The sequence below is a fragment of the Massilia sp. Root351 genome (assembly GCF_001425045.1).
In the GTDB taxonomy this organism is placed as follows: Bacteria; Pseudomonadota; Gammaproteobacteria; order Burkholderiales; family Burkholderiaceae_D; genus Rugamonas.
Genome location: NZ_LMDJ01000031.1, coordinates 280599 through 304763, shown reverse-complemented (window position 1 = coordinate 304763; position 24165 = coordinate 280599). Strand labels below are relative to the sequence as shown.

19 protein-coding genes and 2 riboswitches are annotated in these 24165 nt (G+C 65.2%); of the genes, 10 read left to right on the top strand and 9 right to left on the bottom strand.

The window, feature by feature from the left end; all coding sequences use genetic code 11:
* Positions 1-3 precede the first annotated feature (3 nt).
* Together ASD15_RS21395 and smc are read right to left on the bottom strand one after the other, a co-directional pair.
* Positions 4-1182, bottom strand: coding sequence for a cell division protein ZipA C-terminal FtsZ-binding domain-containing protein (locus ASD15_RS21395; protein ID WP_057157039.1), 1179 nt, complete (start codon positions 1180-1182; stop codon positions 4-6).
* The gene (gene smc, locus ASD15_RS21390; RefSeq protein ID WP_200954039.1) at positions 1179-4706 is read right to left on the bottom strand and encodes a chromosome segregation protein SMC; all 3528 of its coding nucleotides are present in this window, start codon (positions 4704-4706) and stop codon (positions 1179-1181) included. The genes ASD15_RS21395 and smc overlap by 4 nt, the downstream gene beginning before the upstream one ends.
* Before the next feature lie 178 nt (positions 4707-4884).
* Here smc and ASD15_RS32805 point away from each other — a divergent pair, with 178 nt between their 5' ends.
* Entirely contained in the window at positions 4885-5217 is a 333-nt protein-coding gene (locus ASD15_RS32805; RefSeq protein WP_162249932.1) for a FlxA-like family protein, read from the top strand.
* Entirely contained in the window at positions 5201-5704 is a 504-nt protein-coding gene (locus ASD15_RS21380) for a low molecular weight protein-tyrosine-phosphatase (RefSeq protein WP_082552023.1), read from the top strand. The genes ASD15_RS32805 and ASD15_RS21380 overlap by 17 nt, the downstream gene beginning before the upstream one ends.
* 9 nt (positions 5705-5713) lie before the next feature.
* Here the strand turns inward: ASD15_RS21380 and ASD15_RS21375 are convergent, their stop codons facing one another.
* Entirely contained in the window at positions 5714-8539 is a 2826-nt protein-coding gene (locus ASD15_RS21375; RefSeq protein WP_057157037.1) for a DUF1631 family protein, read from the bottom strand.
* A 160-nt stretch (positions 8540-8699) separates the two neighbouring features.
* Between ASD15_RS21375 and ASD15_RS32485 the strand changes: the two genes are divergently transcribed.
* Positions 8700-8915: a hypothetical protein gene (locus tag ASD15_RS32485; protein WP_157201063.1), complete on the top strand. Its 216-nt coding sequence runs from the start codon at positions 8700-8702 to the stop codon at positions 8913-8915.
* 89 nt (positions 8916-9004) lie between these two features.
* Here the strand turns inward: ASD15_RS32485 and ASD15_RS21370 are convergent, their stop codons facing one another.
* On the bottom strand, positions 9005-9562 hold the full coding sequence (locus ASD15_RS21370; protein ID WP_057157036.1) for an ATP-dependent Clp protease proteolytic subunit: 558 nt from the start codon (positions 9560-9562) through the stop codon (positions 9005-9007).
* 146 nt (positions 9563-9708) lie between these two features.
* Here ASD15_RS21370 and ASD15_RS21365 point away from each other — a divergent pair, with 146 nt between their 5' ends.
* Entirely contained in the window at positions 9709-10452 is a 744-nt protein-coding gene (locus ASD15_RS21365) for a hypothetical protein (protein WP_057157035.1), read from the top strand.
* A 9-nt stretch (positions 10453-10461) separates the two neighbouring features.
* Here ASD15_RS21365 and ASD15_RS21360 read toward each other — a convergent pair whose 3' ends face one another.
* From ASD15_RS21360 to ASD15_RS21350, 3 genes are all read right to left on the bottom strand, one after another.
* The gene (locus tag ASD15_RS21360; RefSeq protein WP_082552022.1) at positions 10462-10818 is read right to left on the bottom strand and encodes a low molecular weight protein tyrosine phosphatase family protein; all 357 of its coding nucleotides are present in this window, start codon (positions 10816-10818) and stop codon (positions 10462-10464) included.
* Positions 10819-10871: 53 nt separating this feature from the next.
* Positions 10872-11660: an ABC transporter substrate-binding protein gene (locus ASD15_RS21355; protein WP_162249931.1), complete on the bottom strand. Its 789-nt coding sequence runs from the start codon at positions 11658-11660 to the stop codon at positions 10872-10874.
* Between the two features lie 154 nt (positions 11661-11814).
* A complete protein-coding gene (locus ASD15_RS21350; protein ID WP_157201062.1) occupies positions 11815-12411 on the bottom strand; it encodes a zf-TFIIB domain-containing protein in 597 nt (198 codons plus the stop codon).
* Between the two features lie 83 nt (positions 12412-12494).
* A riboswitch (glycine riboswitch) is annotated at positions 12495-12581 on the top strand.
* Positions 12582-12600: 19 nt separating this feature from the next.
* A riboswitch (glycine riboswitch) is annotated at positions 12601-12706 on the top strand.
* A gap of 55 nt (positions 12707-12761) precedes the next feature.
* On the opposite strand from ASD15_RS21350, the gene gcvT reads away from it, so the two are divergent.
* From gcvT to gcvP, 3 genes are read left to right on the top strand one after another with little or no spacing between them, the layout of a single operon-like run.
* Entirely contained in the window at positions 12762-13895 is a 1134-nt protein-coding gene (gcvT, locus tag ASD15_RS21345) for a glycine cleavage system aminomethyltransferase GcvT (RefSeq protein WP_057157032.1), read from the top strand.
* 37 nt (positions 13896-13932) lie between these two features.
* Positions 13933-14316, top strand: a complete 384-nt coding sequence (gene gcvH / locus ASD15_RS21340; protein ID WP_057157031.1) for a glycine cleavage system protein GcvH — start codon at positions 13933-13935, stop codon at positions 14314-14316.
* A 59-nt stretch (positions 14317-14375) separates the two neighbouring features.
* Positions 14376-17267, top strand: a complete 2892-nt coding sequence (gene gcvP, locus ASD15_RS21335; RefSeq protein ID WP_057157030.1) for an aminomethyl-transferring glycine dehydrogenase — start codon at positions 14376-14378, stop codon at positions 17265-17267.
* A 92-nt stretch (positions 17268-17359) separates the two neighbouring features.
* On the opposite strand, the gene ASD15_RS21330 is transcribed toward gcvP, so the two are convergent.
* A complete protein-coding gene (locus ASD15_RS21330; RefSeq protein ID WP_157201061.1) occupies positions 17360-19060 on the bottom strand; it encodes a hypothetical protein in 1701 nt (566 codons plus the stop codon).
* 119 nt (positions 19061-19179) lie between these two features.
* Entirely contained in the window at positions 19180-19416 is a 237-nt protein-coding gene (locus ASD15_RS32800; protein ID WP_162249927.1) for a hypothetical protein, read from the bottom strand.
* Between ASD15_RS32800 and ASD15_RS21325 the strand changes: the two genes are divergently transcribed.
* The 3 genes from ASD15_RS21325 (at position 19309) to ASD15_RS21315 (ending at position 24157) form a co-directional block, all read left to right on the top strand.
* A complete protein-coding gene (locus ASD15_RS21325; protein WP_057157028.1) occupies positions 19309-22494 on the top strand; it encodes a winged helix-turn-helix domain-containing protein in 3186 nt (1061 codons plus the stop codon). The genes ASD15_RS32800 and ASD15_RS21325 overlap by 108 nt on opposite strands.
* A 93-nt stretch (positions 22495-22587) precedes the next feature.
* Positions 22588-22767, top strand: coding sequence for a hypothetical protein (locus ASD15_RS21320; RefSeq protein WP_157201060.1), 180 nt, complete (start codon positions 22588-22590; stop codon positions 22765-22767).
* Between the two features lie 103 nt (positions 22768-22870).
* Positions 22871-24157 carry an HlyD family secretion protein gene (locus tag ASD15_RS21315; RefSeq protein ID WP_057157026.1) on the top strand — a complete coding sequence of 429 codons (1287 nt, stop codon included), beginning with the start codon at positions 22871-22873 and terminating at the stop codon, positions 24155-24157.
* Positions 24158-24165 lie beyond the last annotated feature (8 nt).

The following is a 24165-nucleotide window of genomic DNA, read 5'->3' as shown; positions in this document are numbered from 1 at the left end:
CCCTTAGCAGAACAGGCGCAGCGCGCGGGTGGAACCGGCTGGGATGTCGGACGATTCCATATCGGCGTAGAAGTCGCGCACCTGGCCGGCGATTTCGGCCAGCGCCTGGTCCGACAGCGGCTGGCTGTAGTCGTCCACGATGGTGCCGTCCAGGCGGCCCGCCAGCGACTTGGCGCAGGCGATCATGGCGCCGAAGCCGTCGCGCGCCGGCGCCACGCAGGGCACGTCCAGCAGCAGCGTCAGGCGCGGCGTAGTTTCCTCTGCCAGCGTGACGTTGGTCGACAGCGAGAACAGGTGCCCGCCTTCGCCGTCCGGCATAACGTAGCGGCCGTCGGGGCGCACGTCGAAGCCCTGCTTCTCCAGCGCACCGAGCAGCGTACTGATGGCCCACGGCGCGCCGTTGGTGTGCAGGTTAACACCCAGCTGGGCGTCGTGGCTGGAGACGAAGCGGTGCAGCGTCTTGGCCTCGGCCATTACTTCCATCATGTCCGGGATGGCCGGCTCGGCGCCGATCTCGTCGGCCATGGCGCGCAGGCGCGTCACCAGTTCGGAATATTCGAGTTCGTTCAGCGCGGTACTGCGGCTGGCCAGCTGCACGCCGCCTTGCAGCTCGGTGTACACGCCGCCGTGGACGATGGGTTCCCAGTCGCCGTTCACGTGCAGGCCGATGTAGTGCACCGGCTTGTTGCCCACCAGGCGCAGCTTCTGCAGCACCGGCAGGATCTTGTCGCCGCGCACCGGCGCCTCCAGCGCCAGCGGCAGCAGGCAGTCGATCAGCGGGTCCACCAGCGCGGTGGCCTGCTCGGCGGCGGGCGTCAATGTGCCAGCCGGATGCACGGGAGGCACGTAGGCTTCGCCGTCGGCCTCGCTCGCGCCGGTGGCTGCGCCGGCGCCCGCAGCCGTGCCGGCTGTGGCATGCGTATCGTCAGCGTCGTAGCCATGCGCGCGTGCCGCAGCCGCGCCGCCGGCGGCGGTGGCCGCGTCGTCATCCAGCGAAAAACTGGGCTCGTGGCGCGGCGCGGCGGGCTCGCCGTCGGGCCGCATCAAGACGTCGTCGTGGTCGGACGAGAAGGCCCGTTCCACGGTTTTCTTGGCCTTGTACTCCTGCCACTTGTTGTACGAGAAAACGCCGACGATAAAGACGCCGCCGGCTGCGATCAAACTCATTTGAAGATCTGTCATGCTGCTTGTGCCTCGGAAGCGAAGTTGGCGGCGGCTTCCATATCCACCGCCACGATGCGCGATACGCCCTGCTCTTGCATCGTCACACCGATCAGTTGATTGGCCATCTCCATCGCAATCTTGTTGTGCGAAATGAAGAGGAATTGGGTCTGGTCGGACATCCGTTTCACCATGCGGCAGAAACGTTCCGTATTGGCGTCGTCCAGCGGTGCATCGACCTCGTCGAGCAGGCAGAACGGCGCCGGGTTCAGGCGGAACATGGAGAACACCAGCGCGGTTGCCGTCAGCGCTTTCTCACCGCCCGAGAGCAAGTGAATGGTGGCGTTCTTCTTGCCCGGCGGCTGCGCCATGACCTGCACGCCGGAGTCCAGGATCTCGTCGCCGGTCATGATCAGCTTGGCCTGGCCGCCGCCGAACAGGATGGGGAACAGCTCGGAGAAGTGGCCGTTGACGCGGTCGAACGTGTCCTGCAGCAGGTCGCGCGTTTCCTTGTCGATGCGGGCGATGGCGTCTTCCAGCGTGTTGATCGCCTCGGTCAGGTCCGCGTTCTGCGAATCGAGGAAATTCTTGCGCTCGGACGCCTGCGCCAGCTCGTCGAGCGCCGCCAGGTTGACCGCGCCCAGCATGGAGATGGCGTTGTTCAAGCGCGTGACCTCGCCCTGAAGGTAGGACGGCTTCATGTCCGGGTTCAGCTTTTCGCCCAGCGCGGCCTCGTCGGCGCCCGCTTCGGCCAGCTGCGCGGCAAACTGTTCCTGGTTCAGGCGCGCGGCCTGCTCCTTGAGCTGCAGCTCCATGATCTTGTCGCGCTGCGGCTGCAGGCTGCGCTCGTTGTTCATGCGCGCGTCCTCGAAGGAGCGCAGCTGCTGCGTGATCTGGTCCAGCTCATGGCGCGCGTCCGACAGCGCGCGTTCCTGCTGCGTGCGGCGGTCCAGCAGCTCCTGCAAGCCTTCGCTGGCGGTGCCAGCCTCCAGGCTTGCCAGTTCGCGCTGGCCGGCGCTCAGGCTGTCGGCCACCTGCGCCGCCTGCGTGGTGGCGGTGGCGATGCTGCGGCGCAGTTCGTCGATCTTGCTGCGCTGGGACTTCTCGGCAAATTCGGCTTCCTGCGCGCCGCGTTCCAGGTCGCGCAGCGCCTGGCGCGCGTCGGCCAGCTTCTGTTCCTTTTCCATGAAGACGGTCTGGCCATCCTCATGCTCTCCTTGCAGGTTGCCCAGCTCCATATCGAGCTGCTCGAACTTCTCTTCGGACTCCAGCTTGACCTGCATCTGCTCCGCTTCCTGCGCGGCGATTTCCGCCAGGTCGGACGCGATCTGCGTGCTGCGCTGGTTAAAGCGCGCTTCGATCTCGGACAGTTTCACCACTTCGATTTGCAGCGCGTGCACCGACTGCTGCAGCTGCTGCACCTTCTGGCGCAGCTCGGCCAGATTGCGCGCATGGGCCGCCACGGCGGCGTCCGCGCGCACCGAGCGGGCGCGCGCCTCGTCGGCCAGGATGGTCTGGGCGCGCAGCTGCTTGGTGATGTTGTCGATCTCCTGCTGGCGCGCCAGCATGCCGTCCTGCTCCGCGTCGGCAGCATAGAAACGCACGCTCGATTGCGTGATGACGTGGCCCTGCGCGGTGACGAACAAGGCGCCAGCAGGCAGCGTGCCGCGCGCCTTGAAGGCGGCGTCCGCGTCGTCGGCGATGAAGACGTTGTGCAGCCAGTCCTGCAGCACGGCGCGCAAGCCCGAATCGTTCAGCTTGAGCAGCGAGATGAAGGGCTTGAGGCCGAGCTGCTCCTGCTGCATGGCGGGCGCCGACGCGCCCGGAGCGAACAGCGCCAGCTTGGCCGGCGGCGCGTCGCTGAAAAAGTGCCTGGCCCATTCGATGTTGGACACCTGCAGCGCCGAAGTGCGTTCGCGCAGGATGGCTTCCATCGCCGTCTCCCAGCCCGCCTCGATCTGCAGCTTCTGCCACAGGCGCGGCAGCGCGTCCAGTTCGTGCTTCTGCAGCCAGGGCGTGACCTTGCCCTGGGTCTGTACGCGCTCCTGCAACTGGCGCAGCGCGTTCAAACGCGCTTCCAGTTGCGCATTGGCGGCCGCCTCGGCGTTCACCTGCAGTTGCGCGTCCTGGCGCTCTGCTTCCAGCCTGGGCTGCTGCTCCAGCGCCTCTTCCAGGTGGTAGGCCTGCTCTTCCAGCGCCTGCTGCTTTTCCTCCAGCTGCAGCTTCAGGTTGGACAGGTGCGCCGAGTCCGGCAGGCTGAGTGCGTTCTTTTCCTGCTGCAGGCGTTCACGCCGCACCGCCAGGCCGTTCAGGATATTGCTGGCGTTGCGCTGGTGCGCCGACTCCAGTTCCAGCTGCTGCTGCGCCTGCATGATGCGGGCGCGCGATTCGCTGCTCTTGTCCTGCGCCGCGCGCCATGCCGCTTCCAGCACCGGCAACGATTCGGCCTTCTGCTCGGCTATCATGCGCGCCTGCTCCACCTTGGCCGACAGCTCTTCCAGGTTGAATTCGGCCTCTTCGATCTGCTCGGTGTATTCGGCCGCCTGGCTCTGCCACTGGTCGCGCTGCGCGGTCAGGGTGCCCAGCTGGTTCTGCAAGCGGGTGCGCGACTCGACCACGAACTTGATCTGCGCTTCCAGGCTGCCGATCTCGGAGTTGGTCTGGTACAGGTGGCCTTGCGCGGTGTGCAGGCGGTCGCCGACAGCGAAGTGAGACTGGCGCATCTGCTCGAGCGTCAGCTCCACGTTGCGCAGCTTGGCAGTCTGCTCTTCGAGGTCGGTCTGCGCCTGCTCCACCTCGCGGAAGAACTTGGTCTGCTCGTACTGCGCTTCGTTCTTGCGCAGCAGCCAGAGCAGCTTCTGCTTCTCGTCCTGGTCGGCCTGCAGCTGGTGGAAGCGGTGCGCCACGGCGGCCTGCGCCTCCAGCTTTTCCAGGTTGGCGTTCAGTTCGCGCAGGATGTCTTCCACCCGCAGCAGGTTCTCGCGCGTGTCGTGCAGGCGGTTCTCGGTCTCGCGGCGGCGCTCCTTGTACTTCGACACGCCTGCCGCCTCTTCCAGGAATACGCGCAGCTCTTCCGGGCGCGATTCGATGATGCGCGAGATCATGCCCTGGCCGATGATGGCGTAGGCGCGCGGACCGAGGCCGGTGCCGAGGAAGATGTCCTGGATGTCGCGCCGGCGCACCGGCTGGCCGTTGATGTAATAGGTGGAAGTGCCGTCGCGTGTGAGCGTGCGCTTGACCGCGATTTCGGCATACTGGCCCCACTGGCCGGAAGCCTTGCCGTCATTGTTGTCGAACACCAGTTCGACCGAGGCGCGGCCGGCCGGTTTGCGGTGCGTGGAACCGTTGAAGATCACGTCCTGCATCGATTCGCCGCGCAGTTCCGACGCTTTCGATTCGCCCAGCACCCATCGCACGGCATCGATAATGTTCGATTTGCCGCACCCGTTGGGACCTACCACGCCGACCAGCTGCCCGGGCACCTGGAAATTGGTGGGATCGACAAACGACTTAAATCCCGACAATTTAATGGAAGATAGACGCACGTTTTGGGACGAATTGAATTGCCACAATGAAAAGTGGCTTATCATACCATTTCAAAGCCGGATTCAGGCTAAAAACGCGTGCGCTGCGGGGCGAGGCCGGCCTCTAACCGCCCGTGCGCGGGCGCCTTGCTATACTGGCGGCGCCGGGCAGGTCCGCCCGCCACATTGGGAGAACATTTTGCAGATACAAGCGGGAGCCGGGGCCGGCTCGAACAGGACCGCCGCCAGCATGGATACGCCGGCGCGCATCGCCATGCTGCGCTCGCAGATCAAGGGCCTGCTGAAGAAAATCCAGACCTTGCGCAAGGCGCTGATGGAGGCCACCGATCCGAAAGAACGCATGGCCATCATGAAGCAGATCATCGACATGCAAGCCCAGGTAGCGATGGCGGAGGCGCAGATCGCCGAGCTGCAACTGCGCGCCAGGCGCCGCGGGCAGCCTGTGCCGGAACCGCTGCCCGAGCCCGAAGAGAAGGACAAGTGGAAGGACGCCTATGGCCCCGCCTGGTGATCCGGCCGGCCCGGCCGGCGGCCGCAAACCGGCCGTGCTGTTCGTCTGCATGGGTAACATCTGCCGCTCGCCGACCGCCGAAGGCGTGTTCCGCCAGCGTGCCGAAGCGGCAGGGCTCCAGCTTGAGGTCGATTCGGCCGGCACCCACGCCTACCACGTCGGCAATCCGCCGGACGCACGCTCCGCGCGCCACGCCGCGTTGCGCGGCTACGACCTGAGCGCGCAGCGCGCGCGGCAAGTGTCGGCCAGCGACTTCGCGCACTACGACCAACTGCTGGCCATGGACCACGAGAATTTCGCCCGCCTGCAAGCGGCCTGCCCGCCCCAGCACCGCCACAAGCTGGCCCTGTTCATGCAGTACGCCACCCGCTCCGACTCGGACGTGGTGCCGGACCCGTACTACGGCGGCGCCAACGGCTTCGACCGGGTGCTGGACTATATCGAGGATGCGTCCGACGGCCTGATCGCCGCGCTGAAGAAAGCCTGAAAGGACGGATCAGGCCGCCACGCCGGCCGGGGGATCGAGATTGTCGTCGTTGACGGCCAGGCCGCCCATGGCGGCGGACAGGGCGCGCGCCACCACGCCTTCGGTGCGCACCGCGCGCACGCTGTGGTCGCGGAATTTTTGCACCAGGGCTTCACCCGACAGCGAGAACGCTTCCTGCCGCGCACTGGTGGAGAAAATGTAGAGCGTGCGCAATGGACTGATCCAGGCCAGCTTGACCTTGCGGGTGCTGCCGTCGTCCTGGTCGAACTCCAGCCACATGCCGCGCGCCAAGCCGTCGGCCTCGATGCTGGCGTCGTCGTCCAGTGCCAGCTGCGGTTCGGGCTGCGTTTGGGCGGCCGCTTCGGCAGCCTTCGCCTCCAGCTCCAGGCGGCGCTCGGCGGCTTTCTGCGCCACCTCCAGCGCGATTTCCACCTGCCGCTCCGGCGACAGTTCCAGCGGCGCGCGCACGATGGAGGCATGGCACTCGGCCAGCTCGGCGAAAAACTGCAGGCGGTCCGCGTCCTGCCAGCGAATCACGTCCAGCCACTTGTTCAGCGTGGAGAGCAACTTGGGCAGCTTGGAAATCAGCTGCTTGCGTTCATCGCCGGTAATTTTCGGCCGCACGCTCCAGATCAGGTCGTCCATGGTCTGCGTGGCGTTCTGCACCGCGCCCGGCTTGCCGTCTTCCACGCTGTAGGCGATGGTCAGCACCGACACCCATTTGTTCTCGAGGAAGGCCTCCACCATGGCGATCACTTCGCCGGTGCCAATGCGCAGGGCGACGGCATTCTTGGCGGACTTGGCGGCCACGGCCATCTTCTCCTGCTTCAGCGCGGCGGCAATCGGCTCGGCGATGGCCGCCGCCGACGCGGCCTCCTCGGCCTTGATGGACGCTTCCAGCTCCTGCACCGCTTCACTGAAAGCGGACACCTCCAGGTCGTGGTCGCGGCCGACGCGTTCGACGCTGCGCTGCATGGCCTGGAACAGCGGATCTTCCGGGCTCTTGCGCTGCTCCCAACCCATCTTGGACAGCAGGTCTATCATGCGCCGCGCCGGATGGCTGTCCTGGAAGAAGAAGTCCTTGTCGACCAGCGCCGCTTTCAGCACGGGGATTTGCAGGAAACGGATCAGGTCGCGGATTTCCTGCGAAATATTCTGGTCGCGGAAGACCGTGTCGAAGATGGCCGACAGCAGGTCGATGGTGCTTTCGTCCGAGCGCGTCAGGCTGCCCTGCGGGGCGTTCTTTTTGATGTTGGGCAAGTAGAAGACGTTGGGCGCAGCGCTGCCGGCAACGCCATCTCCCGTATGCGCCGCGGCGCCCAGGCTGGCGATGCCCTGCACGCCTGCGGCGCTGGCCGCGGCGTTCAGCAGGCCGAGCAGGCCTTGCGCGCTGCCGCCCTGCGCACTGCCCTGGCCGCCGGCGGAAACGCCGCCCGCCATAGCCGCCATAGCCGCCATACCCGGCAAGCCCGCCAGGCTGACCGGGACCGCAAAGCTGCCGGCCGGCACCGCCACCATGCCCTCGGCCGGCACGAAGCCAGTGGCCGGCATGGGATAGCCGCCATGCGCCGCGCCTGGCGCGGCCCATCCGGTACCGCCAGCACCGGCTGCGATTCCGGCCGCGCCATGCGCGCCGGACAAGCCGACCATGCCTGGCGCCGCGGCGCCGAAGCCGCCCCCATGTCCAGCGGCAGCTGCTGCGGCGGGCAATCCGGCGCCTGCCGGCGCAGCCCCTCCCACACCGACGCCCGCCTGCCCTGCGCCCGCCGGGGCGAAGCCGGTCGCAAAGCCCGGGTAAGGCACGGCCACGCCGCCGCCCTGCGCGCCCGCCATCAGGAAGCCGGCGGCGGGCATGGCGCTCTGCTGCACCTGCGCCAGGTAATTCATCAGCGGCTGCTTGGCTGCGGTTTGCACCGCCCGTTGCGCCACCTCGTTCGCCACGCCGCCCAGCGGTCCTTGTGCGGCGCCCTGCGCCCACGCACCCGCCTTCAAGTTGGCAATATCGGGCAGATCGGGAATGATCAGATCGGGATCGAGCGGCGCGTCCTGCGTAGCCGAGAAGAACTGCCGCAACTGCTGGGCCAGTTCGGCCTGCTGCTTGCGCTTGCGCGCCGGACTGGCGCTGCTGGCGTCGTGCGAATCCGCCTTGCGCAGCTTGTGGCCCTCCGCCGAACCGGGCAACCCGCCCTTGCGCTGCAAGGTCAGGCTCAGCTCCTCCAGCATGGCCGACAATTCCATGAACATGCCGGGCTTGAGCAAGCCCAGCAGCATCCCCGCCGCCTCCTCGTCCGGATTGAACTCCAGCCAGGCCAGCTGCAGCGCATTCAGGAGCACTTCCGGACGGAAGGGATTCTGGTTTACCCGCAGAATGTCGCGGTCCAGCAGGAAGGCCAGGCGCACGTTCAGCGTCGCCAGCGCATCCGAATATTGCACTTCGAACGGCTTGCTGATGCCGCCCAGCGTGACCTTGCTGTCCATCTCTTCAAGCGACACCAGCGACAGCGGCTGGTCCAGCACGCGCGGCTTGACCCTGGCGCCGGGCGCCAGTTCGGCGATCTCTTGCCGCAGCGCGCGCTCCAACTCCCTGAGGGCCAGGTTCAGGTAGCGGTAGTGATCATTCCGCAACAGATTGCCCGCGCGGATGCGGGCCTGGAGTTCGCGCACGTCGCCGCCGCCATCTGCCACGTCGACCAGCGCGGCGGCGATCCGGGTGGTGAAATCGAGGAATTGATCGCCCACATGCCGTTTGACGATCTCGATCAGGTTCTCCAATAGCGCATGCCGCGGGGTGACCGCTTTTTTTGGCGCTGCCGGAGTTGTCGGATGTGAAAGCATGGTCTAACCTGAATGCGGCAGGCTGCGCGGCCGGCCTGTCCATTTCATGTTAACAGCCGCGATACCACATTCTTGCACATTCTTGCCATCTGGCAATAGCCCGCGAGAAACAAATAGTGATTTTGTTTGATTTTTCCCTCACTGCATAAAGGACAGCGACATGAAATCGAAGCAAAGAAGCGACCGGCCGAGCAAAGATAGTGATGCCAACAGCGCCAGCCGTCAATCGGGAGCACCGGGATCGGCCTCGGTAGGCCGCGCCGACATGCAGGGCGGCGCCATCGACCGCAAGGAAGAGAGCCGCCGTTCGCGCAGCGACGAGGCACGCAGCGAGGTCAGCCGCAGCACCAGCCGCAGCGGTTCGCGCAACCGCTAGGCAGCATCGCTGTCCGCCCCCCCCGCCGCCCGGCCCGCTCGGCCGGGCGGTTTCGCGTTGGGCTCAGGCCTCGGACCCGGACCTCGGACTCAGATATTGGTGATGCGGCGGCCCGGCGGCGGACGGAAGTCGCTTACCTTGTCAATCATGTTCACCTTGACGGCCTCGGCGGCGGTCAGGTGCAAGTCCGAATAGGCATGGGTGCGCCAGTGCTCCTCGCTGAACTGCACATGGCTGCGCAGAATTTCCTCCGTGCGGGCGTCGTCCGCCTGCAAGCCTTCGACGATGATGCGCAGCGCATCGGGCCGCGCCCCGGACGGCGCGCTGGCATGCGACTTGTGCACCATGAATCGGGCGGTGCTGCTGGCGTAGCGCTTGTGGCCGGCCAGGAAAACGATCACCGCGATGGACGCCACGGCGCCGGCATTGTAAAGGTGGAAGCGGACCGGCAGGTTGCTCATGTAGTTGTACAGGCAGATGCCGTCGCTCACGTAGCCGCCGTTCGACTGCAGCAGCACGTGCGCATCGGTCACCATGTCCTCGCTCATGTCCGCCGCCGCGTCGAACATGCGGTGCACCATGTCGCTGTTGACGTCGCCGGACAGGGTAAACCACGAATGGCCCTGCAATTTGTCCTGGTCTTCCATGAATGTATCCTCACTTTTATGCATGCAATGATTCTAACAAAACATAGCGCCTCATAGCGGGACAGGACGGCATTCGTGCGCGGGACGGCAACACCGCGGTCCGGCGCCAGCCGCGCTACAATCTGGCCCAGATCATAAGGAATCAGATGGACAACCTCACTTCGGCATTAACCAGACTCTACCTTCCCGGCGGCGCCACGCAGACCAACCTGCTGGCGCAACGCGCCCAGGGCCAGACCGGCGTGGACGTGCGGCTGGTTGCGGATGGCCGCACGCGCGCCATCGCCATCCCGTTCCGCCCTGTCGCGGGCGGCCTGGAGGCGCAGCACTGGACCCAGCTGTGCGACGTGGCGAATGCGCTGCAGGCGGAGTTGGGCTTGCCTGCGCCGGCGGTGAGCATTTCCGGCGACAGCGGCTACGGCCTGTGGCTGTCGCTGGCCACGGCGGTGCCGGAAGCGCTGGCGCAGCGCTTCGCAGCGCTCCTGTGGACCAAATATGTGCCCGACCTGCCGCCACCGGGCAGCGCCCTGATGGATGTGCCACCCTGCCTGCATCAGAGCACCGGCAAATGGGCCGCCTTCATCAATCCCGGGCTGGGCGCCTCGTTTGCGGAAGAATCGGGACTGGAAATGCCGCCGCCCCACGCCGGGCAAGCAGCCCTGCTGGACGGGCTGCACAGCATCAGTGATGAGCAATTCCGGCATGCGCTCAGCCTGCTGCAGCAGGCGCCCGTTGCCGAGCAAAGCGCCCCGCCGCCGTCGCCCTCCTCCGCGCCCGCGTCCGCGCCGGCCGACGGGCTGCTGCTGAAAGACGCCACACTGGAGGACATCATTCAGTTCCTGCACGCGAGGAACATTGAGCCAAGCTTCCGGCATTTGATCCGGAAATGACCTGGGATTCTAGTCCACACCCAGAATGGACGGCACGGCCTGCTGCAGCTGCTCGATAAGTTCCGCGTCCATATACTTGTACTCATCTGGAATATCGAGCACGTGGACCTGCTTAAAATCCAGCACTCGCGTGTACTCGGCTTTTAGCCGCGACTTGTGCTTCTCTTCCATGACCAGGATGACATCAGCCCATCGGATGTCATCCTCGGAAACATGGTGCCTGGCATTCGGACTTGTTCCTCCTGACCGGACATTCAGTGCCGGATGGCTGCGCCAGACCGATTCTGCGGTCGGGCTTCTCCACTGATTTCTGCTGCAAACAAAAAGCACATTTATCCGGCCACCACCCTCGATTTTGGAGTTCATATTCCCTGTATCCGATATTCCCGCTTTCCCAGCGGCCGCCACCAGCGGCCCGTTCATTTCAGATTATATCTGCCCCACAGTTTTTTAAGAATGCCGGCGCTTTCCATCTCCGACAGGATTTTGTTGAGTTCGGCGACATCCGGCCTGTTTCCTTTTCTGGCAAGGATGGTGTAGGAATTGACGGCATCAAATTTCGTCGAGACCAGAATTTTCTGTTGTACGTCCGGGTGCCTGAGCAGGTAAATCTGCAAATACTCCCTGACCACCACCGATATATCCGCGCGCCCCGCAACCGCCGCCTCAATCAGGCCATCCTGCGACGTGATCATGTGGGCATTGAAGTGCTTCTTCAGGAACTCATAATCGGAATTGAAGTTGGCGAAGCCATAGTGGTAGCCAAGAATTCCCCAGATCGTTTTCCCTTTCAGATCATCGAAATACCGCTGATCCTTATACTTTTCCATCCGCGTGACGTAGACAGTGCCGCCATGCATGATGACATTCGTCGCCTCGATCTCTCTGCCCAGCCAGCCCCAGTCCAGGGCCTCAAAAAGAATAAGATCGAAACGTTTCTCGTCAAAATGGGAAAAGCGCCGCTTCGATGACGTGTGAACAAATTCGAAGACATACTTTTTCTGAAATGCATTCAGGGCGGCAATCAGATCAAACGTCAGGCTGGCGCTGCCTGCGGTCTTGTCCACAAATGGCGGAAAATCATAGCCGCCGACTTTGACAACTTGCTGCGCTGTTGCCGGAAGCGCGCAAAGTCCGATCAGAAAAGCAAGAGTGAACGCACGGGCAATCTGAACGAGCCGTCCGCAAGACCTTGCGCCTGCGGGCATGCTGGTTTTCCGTTCGACAAGGCGACACGCGCCGCTTTGCGCCCGCGAGGCTTGCCAGTTCAACAATTTTGATTTGTACAACATGAGCAGTAACAGTGGGAGACTGTTTCAACTCTACCAGTATGCTGGCGGCGCGCGCCGCAGCGCTGCGAATTCAGCCGCCTGGCGGCCTCGTCAGCCCATAAGCTGTTGTTGAAAAGCGCCAGGCCGGATCAGAACTTCGATAATTGGGGCCGCTCTCGTGCCTGGTTAATCCGTGATATTTCCAAACAACATCGAGCACCTCCGAGGCGAATTCGAGGAGGTCTCCCAGCCCATCGAAGCCGTTCGCAGACGAATTGCCGGGTAGGCTCAGGCCGATTTTCGACAAGTCCTCCTGCTTGGGTGGCTCGACCAGTTCCAGCAACTGGGCAAGCTGGCCAGCGTCCAGCCAAAGGCGCAAACACTGCGGACAGGCGCACATGGCGACGCCCTTGTAGTTCAGCGGCTTCATCGCCTTGCCATCGGCAGGGCACGGGCGAATGCCAGCCGTATCGGCCTGCTTGTGCAGCTGCAGCGCCGCGTGCGCCCGCACTTCGCGCAGCAAGGTGCCGCTCAGTGACACGCCCAGGCACTTTGGGCAGCGGTGAAGCTGGTGGCCGTTGAAACTGCCGGGCGCCAGTTGGGCGTCGTCGATTGGGCAAAGCATGGCAATTCCTTCAGTACAAAGAATGCCCATGAGATTACCAGATTGCCAGGGCGAAAAAGTCACCAATCATCACCGGACGGCACTGGTCATCGCGCTCCCGCGCGCGCCGCAAGATTGACATAAAGTCCCTTCTGGCATATATTCCTCAGTCTTGATCGGGAGAGGGCAAACTCGCGTTGCCGCCGAAGGGGCACTACCCAAAAACTCTCAGGCAAAAGGACCGGTCAAGGGCCAGCGGCGCACCGCGCAGCTGGGTCAAACTCTGGAGAGCGGCTGCGGCACCACGCCAGCAGCCCACCGAAGGGGCGTGCGGATGATCATCCGCTATCTCTCAGGTACCAAGGACAGAGGGGTTCGTCGCATTGTGCTGTGCATTTTGCTTCTGTTAACCCCTATATCTATTGGACTGCCCCATGACGCTCAAAGCGACCCCACTCAATAACGCTCACCGCGCCCTGAACGCTCGCATGGTCGATTTCGGCGGCTGGGACATGCCAGTCAACTACGGTTCGCAGATCGAGGAACACCATGCGGTGCGCACCGACGTCGGCATGTTTGACGTGGCCCACATGTGCGTGGTCGATATCAAGGGCGACAACACCCGTGCTTTCCTGCGCGGCCTGCTGGCCAACAACGTCGACAAGCTGCAGGTGTCGGGCAAGGCGCTGTATTCGTGCATGCTGAACCCGCAAGGCTTCGTGATCGACGACCTGATCGTCTACTTCATCAACGAAGGCTGGTTCCGCCTGGTGGTCAACGCCGGCACGGCAGAAAAAGACGTGGCATGGATGCAAGCGCAGAACGAAGCCACGGGCTCGGGCGTCACCATCACCCAGCGCAGGGATGCCGCGCAAGGCGGCGCCAGCGCCATGGCCCTGATCGCCGTGCAAGGCCCGAACGCCCGCGCCAAGGTATGGGAAGTAATCGCCGGTTCGCAGGCCGCCACCGCCGAGATGAAACCGTTCAACGTGGCCTTCGTGCAGGACACCCCGTACGGCGAGGCGATGATTGCCCGCACCGGCTATACCGGCGAGGACGGCTTTGAGATCGGCGTGGCCGCCGACCAGGCCGAGGCGCTGTGGAACGCGCTGTACGCCGCCGGCGTGAAACCTGCCGGCCTGGGCGCGCGCGATACGCTGCGCCTGGAAGCGGGCATGAACCTGTACGGCCAGGACATGGACGAAACCGTGAACCCGCTGGACGCCGGCCTGGCATGGACCATCGACCTGGTGTCCGAGCGTGACTTCATCGGCAAGGCGGCACTGCAGGCCATGGGGCAGAACGCCCAGTTCGTGGGCCTGATCCTGCGCGAAAAAGGCGGCGTGCTGCGCGCCCACCAGAAGGTTATCGTGGCCGGCTCCGAACAGACCGGCGAGATCACCAGCGGCACCTTCAGCCCAACCATGCAGCAGGCCATTGCGCTGGCGCGCGTGCCAAACGGCGTGAACGTGGGCGACACCGTGCACGTGGAAATCCGCGACAAGAAACTGGCCGCCACCGTAGTGAAGCTGCCGTTCGTGCGTAACGGTAAAATCCTGGTAGCTTGACCCCAATCCTTAAGAACATAACCAACTGGAGCCACACATGAGCAATATTCCTGCAGACCTGAAGTACACCGAGTCCCACGAGTGGGTGCGCGCTGAAGCTGACGGCACCGTGACCGTCGGCATCACCGAGTTCGCGCAGGACGCACTGGGCGATATCGTGTTCGTCGAACTGCCGAAAGTCGGCACCACCTACGGCGCCGGCGACGACGCAGCCGTGGTGGAATCGGTAAAAGCCGCTTCCGACATCTACGCACCGATCGCCGGCGAAGTCGTTGCCGTAAACGACGCCGTGGTCGATGCCCCTGAGTCCATCAACACCGACGCTTACGCCGCCTGGCTGTTCAAGATCAAGCCAGCCGACGCCGGCGCCATCAACGGCCTGCTCGACGCAGCAGCCTACGGCAAGACCACCGACGCTTAATTCCGCATGTCCCCGGGCCAGCATTCCGCTGGCCCTTTTTTCTGCCCGCGCCCAATATCATGACCCGTACCAGCCTGACCCAACTCGAAGCCCGCGATGCTTTCATCGCCCGCCACATCGGCCCGGACGCCAACGAGCAGCAGCAAATGCTCGACGTGCTCGGCTACGCCACCCGTACCGCGCTGATCGATGCGATCGTGCCGCCGTCGATCCGCAACAAGAGCGCCCTGCCGCTCGGCCAGTTCTACCAGCCGATGCCGGAAACCACCGCGCTGGCCAAGCTGAAAGGCATCGCCGCGCAGAACAAGGTGCTCAAATCGCTGATCGGCCAGGGTTACTACAACACCCACACGCCCGGCGTGGTGCTGCGTAACATCTTCGAGAACCCGGCCTGGTACACCGCTTACACCCCTTACCAGCCCGAGATTTCGCAAGGCCGCCTGGAAGCCATCCTGAACTTCCAGCAGGTGATCACCGACCTGACCGGCATGGGTATCGCCAACGCGTCCATGCTGGACGAGGGCACCGCCGCCGCTGAAGCCATGACGCTGATCCAGCGCGTGGGCAAGTCGAAATCGAACACCTTCTACGTCGCCAACGACGTACTGCCGCAAACGCTGGAAGTGGTGCAGACCCGCGCCCTGCCGCTGGGCATCACCGTGAAGACCTTCGACCCGGCCGAACTGGCCGGCGTGACGGACGCCTTTGGCGTGCTGCTGCAGTACCCAGGCGTGAACGGCGTGGTGCGCGATTACCGCGCCGCTGTGGAAGCCGTGAAAGCCACCGGCGCCATGGTGGTCGTCGCTGCCGACCTGCTGGCCCTGACCATGCTCACGCCGCCGGGCGAATGGGGCGCGGATGTCGTCGTCGGCAACTCGCAGCGTTTCGGCGTACCGCTGGGCTTTGGCGGCCCGCACGCCGGCTACCTGTCCACCCGCGACGACTTCAAGCGCTCGATGCCGGGCCGCCTGGTGGGCGTGACCATCGACCAGCAAGGCAACAAGGCATACCGCCTGGCCCTGCAGACCCGCGAGCAGCACATCCGCCGCGAAAAAGCCACCTCCAACATCTGCACCGCGCAAGTGCTGCTGGCCGTGATCGCGTCGATGTACGCCGTCTACCACGGCCCTGCCGGCCTGCTGCAGATCGCCAACCGCGTGCACCGCTATACCGGCATCCTGGCCGCCAACCTGCGCACGCTGGGCTACAGCATCAACGACACCTTCTTCGACACGCTGACCGTCAAGACCGCCAACGCCGCCGCACTGCACGCCGCCGCCGAAGCCAATGGCGTGAACCTGCGCAAGATCGACGCCAACCACGTCGGCATCTCGCTGGACGAGACCATCACCCGCGACGACATCGCCACGCTGTGGACCGTGTTCGCCACCGGCGTTGCCAACGCCCCTGCCGCGCCGGACTTCGACACCGTCGAAGCGGGCGTGGACAACAGCTTCCCTGATGCGCTGGCCCGCAGCTCGGCCTACCTGACGCACCCGGTGTTCAACCGCTACCACTCCGAAACCGAAATGCTGCGCTACCTGCGCAGCCTGGCGGACAAGGACCTGGCGCTGGACCGCACCATGATCCCGCTCGGATCGTGCACCATGAAGCTGAACGCCACCAGCGAGATGATCCCGGTCACCTGGCCTGAATTCTCGTCGATCCACCCGTTCGCGCCGAACGAGCAGACCGTGGGTTACCGCGAAATGATCGCGCAGCTGGAAGAGATGCTGTGCGCCGTCACCGGCTACGCCGCCGTGTCGCTGCAGCCGAACGCCGGTTCGCAGGGCGAATACGCCGGCCTGCTGGTGATCCAGAAGTACCACCAGTCGCGCGGCGAAGGCCACCGCAACATTTGTCTGATCCCGTCCTCGGCGCACGGCACCAACCCGGCATCGGCCAATATGGTCGGCATGCAGGTGGTGGTCACCGCCTGCGACGAGCGCGGCAACGTCGACCTGGCCGACCTGAAAGCCAAGGCCGAGCTGCACTCGAAGAACCTGGCTTGCGTCATGGTCACCTACCCTTCGACCCACGGCGTGTTCGAAGACGGCATCCAGGAACTGTGCGACATCATCCACTCGCACGGCGGCCAGGTATATATAGATGGCGCCAATATGAATGCACTGGTGGGCGTGGCCGCACCGGGCGCGTTCGGCGGCGATGTCTCGCACCTGAACCTGCACAAGACCTTCTGCATCCCGCACGGCGGCGGCGGTCCGGGCGTCGGCCCGATCGGCGTGGGCGCGCACCTTGCCAAGTTCCTGCCTAACCAGCGCTCCAACGGCTACGTGCGCAGTGAAGACGGCATCGGCTCGATCTCGGCGGCGCCGTTCGGCTCCGCATCGATCCTGCCGATCTCGTGGATGTACATCGCCATGATGGGCGGCGAAGGCCTGACGGCTGCCACCGAGACCGCGATCCTGAACGCCAACTACATCGCACGCCGCCTGGCGCCGCACTACCCCGTGCTGTACTCGGGCCACGACGGCCTGGTGGCGCACGAGTGCATCCTCGACTTGCGTCCGCTGACCGATGCCACCGGCATCAGCAACGAAGACGTGGCCAAGCGCCTGATGGACTTCGGCTTCCACGCCCCGACCATGAGCTTCCCGGTTCCGGGCACCCTGATGATCGAGCCGACCGAATCCGAAGCGAAAGCCGAGCTGGACCGCTTCATCGATGCGATGATCGTCATCCGCGGCGAGATCGCCAAAGTGGAAAGCGGCGAGTTCGACAAGCTGAACAACCCGCTGAAGTTCGCCCCGCATACGGCCGAAGTGCTGACCTCGGACAACTGGGACCGCAAGTACAGCCGCGAAGTGGCTGCCTTCCCGGTGCCGGCGCTGCGCAAGCAGAAGTACTGGCCGTCGGTGGGCCGCGCCGACAACGTCTACGGCGACCGTAACCTGATGTGCGGCTGCGCACCGATCAGCGATTACGAGTAACCGCAAGCAAAAAACCCGGCGCTGCCGGGTTTTTTTTGGCGTGATGGCCACCGTGGGGCGGGTTGGGCGCTGCGCGCCCCAACCGGCCAGCCTTACCAGCCCAGATCCAGCTCGATATTGCCGTCCTCGTTCAACTGGACGCGGCGGCAGCCGGGCTGCGGGCCGGTTGGCAGCACCAGCTGGCCGGCCATCTGGTTGAACAAGCCGGTCGCCGCTTCGCCGAACCCGGCCACTACTTCCTGCTGCAGTACCGCCAGGCTGGCGGGATTGCCTTCCCATTCGTTGCTCAGCTTATTCATATTAAGCAGGTGGCCCAGCGCATCGGACACCATATACATGCCCACCACGCCCGAATCAGTCGCTGCCGGGGAACGCTTGGGGGTCACCGTCACGCGGATCGCGCCATGGTCGTCGGCCACGAACTGCAGCCGCATCGCCCAGTGCATGGTGCAGCGGGCCCAGCCCTTGCCCAGGTTGACCTTGCGGTTGAACAGCGCCATCTTCTGGCTGGCGCGGTCCCACTCGTAGCGCATCAGCGAGCTGTACAGGTCAACCGTCAGGCGCGGCACGCCCATGCTGTCGGGCTGGGTGGACACCGTGACGCTGAACTGCAGGTCTTGCTCCGACTCCCGCACGTGGGACAGGCGGTTGCCTTCGCGCCAATGCAGCAGCACGTGGTCGCGGTAGCCCCAGCCGCTGGCGTTGGGCACGAACACGGCGCGCGCGGCATTGTCCATGGTGGCCGACACGCCGGATTTCTCATTGAACGACTCTTCGCGGTTCAGCGCGCCGTCCGGCGCCACGCGCAGGTTGCGGTAGTCCGGCAACTGGGTCAGGCGCTGCTGGATGGGCTCGATCAGCAGCGGCTTCAGGAAACGCTTGAAAAACACGTCGCGCGACAGTACGGCGCGGGCGGCGCAGCCAGGCGCATAGCCAGGGCGCAGCGTCGCCAGGCCGGGCCCGCCGGCGGCGCCACGGCCGTCCGAGCTGGCCTTGCGGCCCAGCATGTGCAGCAAGTTCAACGTGCCCGCCGCCGCCACGCTGACGCTGCCGGCCTGCAGCCTGCTCAGCGCATCCTCGCCCGGGCAGGCGCGCACGGCGGCGTAGCCGAGCACAAACGGCGTGCCGGTGTCGGCCAGACCGCGCAGCCAGGCGCCGATGGCGTTGACAAAATTGCCAGCCAGAACCGGATCGTCGGTGCCGAGGCGGGTGCGCGCCGGATCGGCGTGCAGCAGGTCGCCATGGTCGAAATCCAGCGCCAGCGCGTGCAGGCGGTAGCGCGTGTCGTCAAAACGCATGAGCGCCCGGGCGCAGTCCGGGCTGGCGTCCTTCATGGCGTCGCCGAGGGCGACCGGTTCCAACTGCAGCTTGACATTGAAAGTCAGTTTCCACCCTGCAACAGACTGCTTGCGCACGTTGGCGCGATTGACCGTGCCGTCATAAAAACTCATGTTTCCGCTTGTAAACAGCAATTCCAGGCTGGCATTGCGCGGCGCGCCGGCGTCCAGCGTCAGGTGCGGGACCGCCAGGCGGACCCGGTCGGCGTCCGGCCCGCCTATCATCAGGCCCGCCGCTTCAAGGTTACCAACCAGAACTTCGGACGGCAGCTTGCCCGCCTTTTGCAAGCCGAAAAGCTGGGCCCGCAGGGTTTCCGGCGCCAGCGCCCAGACCAGATCGTAGCCGCCCAACGCTGCCGGCGCGTGCAAAGCCGAACCCTGCGGCGGGAGGCTTAGCGTGCGCATGCCTCCGGCTTCGACGGCGTTGCTAAAGGTAAACATGGATACATTTGACATCTTATATTCTTTCTTGAGGAAATGCTAATATCTAGCCTGATTGCATGAATGTACTGTAATGTTGATTACCTTCCGGCGCCTTCCTGAATTCTTCCGGATACGTAAGGCATTGATTTTTATCAAAAATTAATCTGATCATAGGCAGCACAATGAGCGACAGGGGCTTTCGCTTCGGCGAATGGCAAATCAATCCAGACAGCAATACGTTGCATAATGGAAACGAAAGTAGTCAGCTGGAACCACGTGCGATGGATGTTCTGCGCTATTTGTGCCGTCATGCCGGTGCCGTAATCCCGGCCGAAGAGCTGCTGCAAGCCTGTTGGGGCAATATGGAACTGGGCGACAATCCGGTCCATAAAGCCATCACGCAGCTGCGCCGCGCACTCGGCGATTCGAGTACGGACCCGCGCTTCATCGAGACCATCCGCAAGCGTGGCTACCGCGCCATCGCGGCCGTGGTCGCCAATGTTGCCGCTGATGAAGGCGGCTGGCTGCAAGGCTCCCCCTTCCGCGGCCTGGAAGCGTTCCAGGAAAATCACGCCGCGGTCTTCTTCGGCAGGATGCAGGCCGTGGCCCAGCTGCGCGACCTGGTGCGCAAGCAAACCACCTCCGGCTGCGCCATGGCCCTGGTGCTGGGCCCGTCCGGTTCCGGCAAAACCTCGCTGGTGCGGGCCGGCCTGCTGCCGCAACTGATGAAAAGCCTGAGCAGCGTGGCCGAACCGGTGGCGCTGGAATGCACGCTGTACCTCGATTGCGCCGACCTGGCAGAAGGCGGCCTGTTCCAGGCGCTGGCCGCCGTGCTGCTGGATACCGAGCTGGACGGCAAGCTGATGTTCAGCGGCGACAACGCCGAGGCGCTGGCCAAGCGCCTGGAGGGCGCGCACAGCGAGGCGGTAATCGAGCGCCTGCAGCTGGGCGGCCGCCGCCCGCGCGTGGGCCTGTTTGTCGACCGCCTGGAAGCGATTTTCCGCGCGCCCGGCATGAACGACGAGACCCGCGCCCGCTTTATTGCATTACTCGAGCAACTGGCCCGCTCCGGCGCCGTGCTGGTAATGCTGGCCTGCCGCAATGATTTCTACCCGGACGTGATCGCCCTGCCCGCGCTGATGGCGCTCAAGGCGCGCGGCGGCCATTTCGACCTCAGCCCGCCGGAAGGGGCGGACATCGCCCAGATCGTGCGCCAGCCCGCGCGCGCCGCCCAGCTGCGCTTCGAGCAGGACCCGGTCAGCGGCGCCAGCCTGGACGACGTGCTGTGCGACGCCGCGCGCGGCAGTCCGGATACCTTGCCTTTGCTACAGTATTGCCTTAACGAGCTGTACCGCCAGCGCAGCGAGGACGGCATGCTGCGCTTTGCCGTGTTCGAGCAGCTGGGCGGCATCGACGGCGCCATTGCCGCGCGCGCCGAACAGGTGGTGGAGGCGCTGGAACCGTCGCAGCGGGCGGCCCTGCCGCATGTGCTGTCGCTGCTGGTCGACCTGTCCGAAGAGCAAGGCGCGGTCACCGCGCGGCGCGCCGCCTGGTCCTCGCTGCACGGTGCCGAGGCGCAGGCGCTGGTGCGCGCGCTGGTCGAGGCGCGCCTGTTCGTCAGCGAGCTGGCCAGCGACGTAGCCAGCTTCGGCGTCACCCATGAGGCGCTGCTGCGGCGCTGGCCGCGCGTGGCCGACTGGATCGAACAGCACCGCCACGCGCTGCAGGTGCGCACCCGCATCGGCTACGACGCCGAACGCTGGGCCGCCGCCGGCCGCCCGCGCGACCTGCTGCTGCCGCGCGGCAGCCAGGTCAACCAGGCGCGCGCGCTCCTGGACCTGGACGGTTTCACGCTGGCGCCGCTGGAACAGGAATACGTGCGCGTCTCGGTGCAAGGGGTCAAGCTGGCCGAACGCATCAAGGTGGCCATGATGGCGGGCGTGACCCTGCTGGCGATACTGGCCGTGATCTTGGGCATCGCCGCCCGCAACGCCGAGCGCGACGCCGAGCAGCAGCGCACCGAGGCCGAAGGCCTGATGAGCTATATGCTGGGCGAATTCGTCGAGAAATTGCGTCCGCTGGGCCGGCTGGACCTGCTCGATGGCATCAGCGGCCGCGCGCTGGCCTACCTGTCCTCGGCCCAGAACACCGATGCCGGCCCGACCACGCTGTCGCAACGCGCCAAGGCGCTGCATGTGATCGCCGAGGTGAATATCGCGCGCTCCAACCTGACCAACGCCACCGAAGCCTTGCAGGCGGCGCACGCCATCCTGCTCCGCCTGCAGCACACCGACACCGATCCCAAGGCGCTGTACAAGGCGCTGGGCGCCAATGCCTTCTACCAGGGCCAGATCCATCTGCTGCGGGGGGAACTGGAACCGGCCGAAAAGTTCTTCATCGAATACCGGCTGCACAGCGACAGCCTGGCCGCGGCCGCGCCCGACGACAGCGAGAGCTGGATCGAGCAATCGTATGCACACAGCAACCTCGGCGCGCTCGCCATGCGGCGCGGCAACTACGCGGCCGCCGCCGACTCGTTCGACAGTTCCGTACAGCTCAAGCAGAAGGCGCTGGCCGCGCAGCCCGGCCACCCCAAATTGCCGGCCGACCTGTCCAACACCCTGTCCTGGCTGGCGGACGCGAAAAGCAAGCTGGGCCTGCTGAACGAAGCCAAAGCGCTCTACCAGCGCGAGGAAGAACTGCTGCTGCCGCTGCATTCATCCGCCCCGAGCGACGCGCTGTGGACCTATCGCATCGCCAACGCCATGGCATTCCAGAGCGAACTGCTGCTGGCGATGGGACAACAGCACGAGGCGCGCGTCAAACTGCGCAACGCCGAAAGCCTGATGCGCGAGGTGGTCAAGCTGGACGCCAGCAACCGCCACTGGCAGGTCAACCTGTACGCGGCGCAAAGCAAACTGTACGCGCTGGACAGCGAACTGGGCAACGCAGCCGAGAGCCTGCCGAAACAGTTGGCGCTGCGTGAAAAGCTGGCCTCGCTGCCCTCGCCCGACCGGAAGCCGCCCACCGACCGCATGCTGCAGGTCACCGCCTTGGCTCAGCAGGCGCTGGCCACCACCCAGCTCCAGCTCGGCAAACTGGGCGATGCGCGGCGCAACCTGGCCGACGCCACCGCCATTCTGGAACAGCTATACGAGAGCAACAAAAAAACCACCCAGCCGGTGCCGCCGCTGGCGACCGCGCTGCTGATGCAGGCGGACCTGGAGCGCGCGGCGGGCGATGGCGAGGCGGCGCGCGCCGCCTGCCTCAAGGCGCAGCAAGTGCTGGGCAGCTTGGCCGAACACAGTTTCGACTACGCATTGCTGGCCCCCCACGTGCGTGCGCACCTGTGCACCGGCAACGCTGCGGCGGTGGCGGAACAAAAAGCCAGGCTGCAGCGCATCGCTTACCAGGAAACGCATTATGTGCGCGCACTGGCCGCGTCCGCCGGCAAGGCTAGCCCATGAACAACATGTTTTGTAGCAGCAGTTTCGCAGATGCGCCGCAACGCACATCTGTTTTCCGAGCAGTTCCCATCGTCGTTTTTTAAGGAGTACACCATGCAATCGATCTTCTCCGTACTGAGCAGCGCCTTCTCGACCAACGCCGCGCCGGTGGCCACCACCGCCATGCGCGAACTGTCCACCGCTGAAGTGACCGCAGTCGCCGGCGCGCCGGAACTGGGCCATGACCTGGTGCCGTACGCGGCAGCCACCATCACGGTCGCCGCCAAGGCCTAAGCACGCAGCGCGCCAGCCAGCCTAGCCAGCCAGCGCGTTCAACACCAGCCGGGCCGCCCTCGGGCAGTCCGGCTCAACCCCGCACATTTTATGGCATCCGCGTATGAATAGCCTGTTCCGGCAACAGGCCATTACCCACAAGACCCACAGATTTCACGGCACCGTCGTGCTTGCCCGCACCTGGAGCTACCCGGCGCTGACGCTGTTCTTTTGCGCGCTGGTCGCGGCCATCATCGTCTTCGCCCTCAATTTCGGCTTCACCCGCAAGGAAACCGTCAGCGGCATGCTGGTGCCCGAACGCGGCAGCGTGCGCCTGGCCACGCCGCAGGCCGGCGTCATCAGCCGCCTGTACGTGCGGGAAGGCCAGGCCGTGCGCGCAGGCGACCCCTTGTATCTGCTGTCAAGCGAGCGCACCAGCGCCAGCGGCGCCACCCAAGCGGCCATCAACCAGTCACTGCAGGCGCGCATCGCCCATTTGCAGCAAGAACTGGAACAGCAAGGCCAACAGCGCGGCAACCGGGGCGCAGAGCTGGCGCAGCGCCTGGCCAACCTCCAGGCCAGCTTGCGCCAGCTCGACAGCGAACTGGCGCTGCGCCGCGAAAAAGTACAGATCATGCGTGAAGTGAGCAGCAACGTCGCCGATCTCGCCCGCGACGGCGCCGTGCCGCGCAACGCCGCCAGCGACAAGGCTGCCGAACTGGTGGAACAGCAAGCGCGCATCGCCGCGCTGGAAGTGACCCGCCTGGCGCTGCAGCGCGACATCGGTGCGCTGGCCGCCAGCCGCGCCGACTTGCCGCTGCAAAGCGGCCGCGAAGCGTCGCAGTTGCAGCGCGACATAGAAGCGCTGAAACAGGCGGCCAGCGAGAGCGAAGCGCAGCGCGAACTGCTGGTGCGCGCCGACCAGCCCGGCCGCGTGGCAGCCATCGTGCTCGACCAGGGCCAGGCCGTGACGGCCGACCAGCGCGTGGCCAGCCTGCTGCCGCAGGACAGCGCGCTGGAAGCGGAGCTGTATGTGCCCACCCGCGCCGCCGGCTTCATCCGTCCCGGCACCGCCGTGATGCTGCGCTACGATGCCTTCCCCTACCAGAAATTTGGCCAGTTCACTGGCCAGGTGCGGGAAATTTCGCAGGCCACCGCGCCGCTGGGCGAGCTGCAGCGCGCCGGCGGCCACGCCACGGCCGCCACCGGCGCACCCGGCATGCCCACGCTGGGCGCGGCCGAACCTGTTTACCGCGTCCGCGTCCGGCTCGACGCGCAACAGATCAGCGCCGCGGGCCAGCGGCGCGCCCTGATGCCCGGCATGCAGCTGGGCGCCACTTTGGTGCTGGAACAGCGCACCTTGGCCGAGTGGGCGCTGGAACCGCTGCTGGGCATGCGGGGCCGGTTATGAAGAAAGCA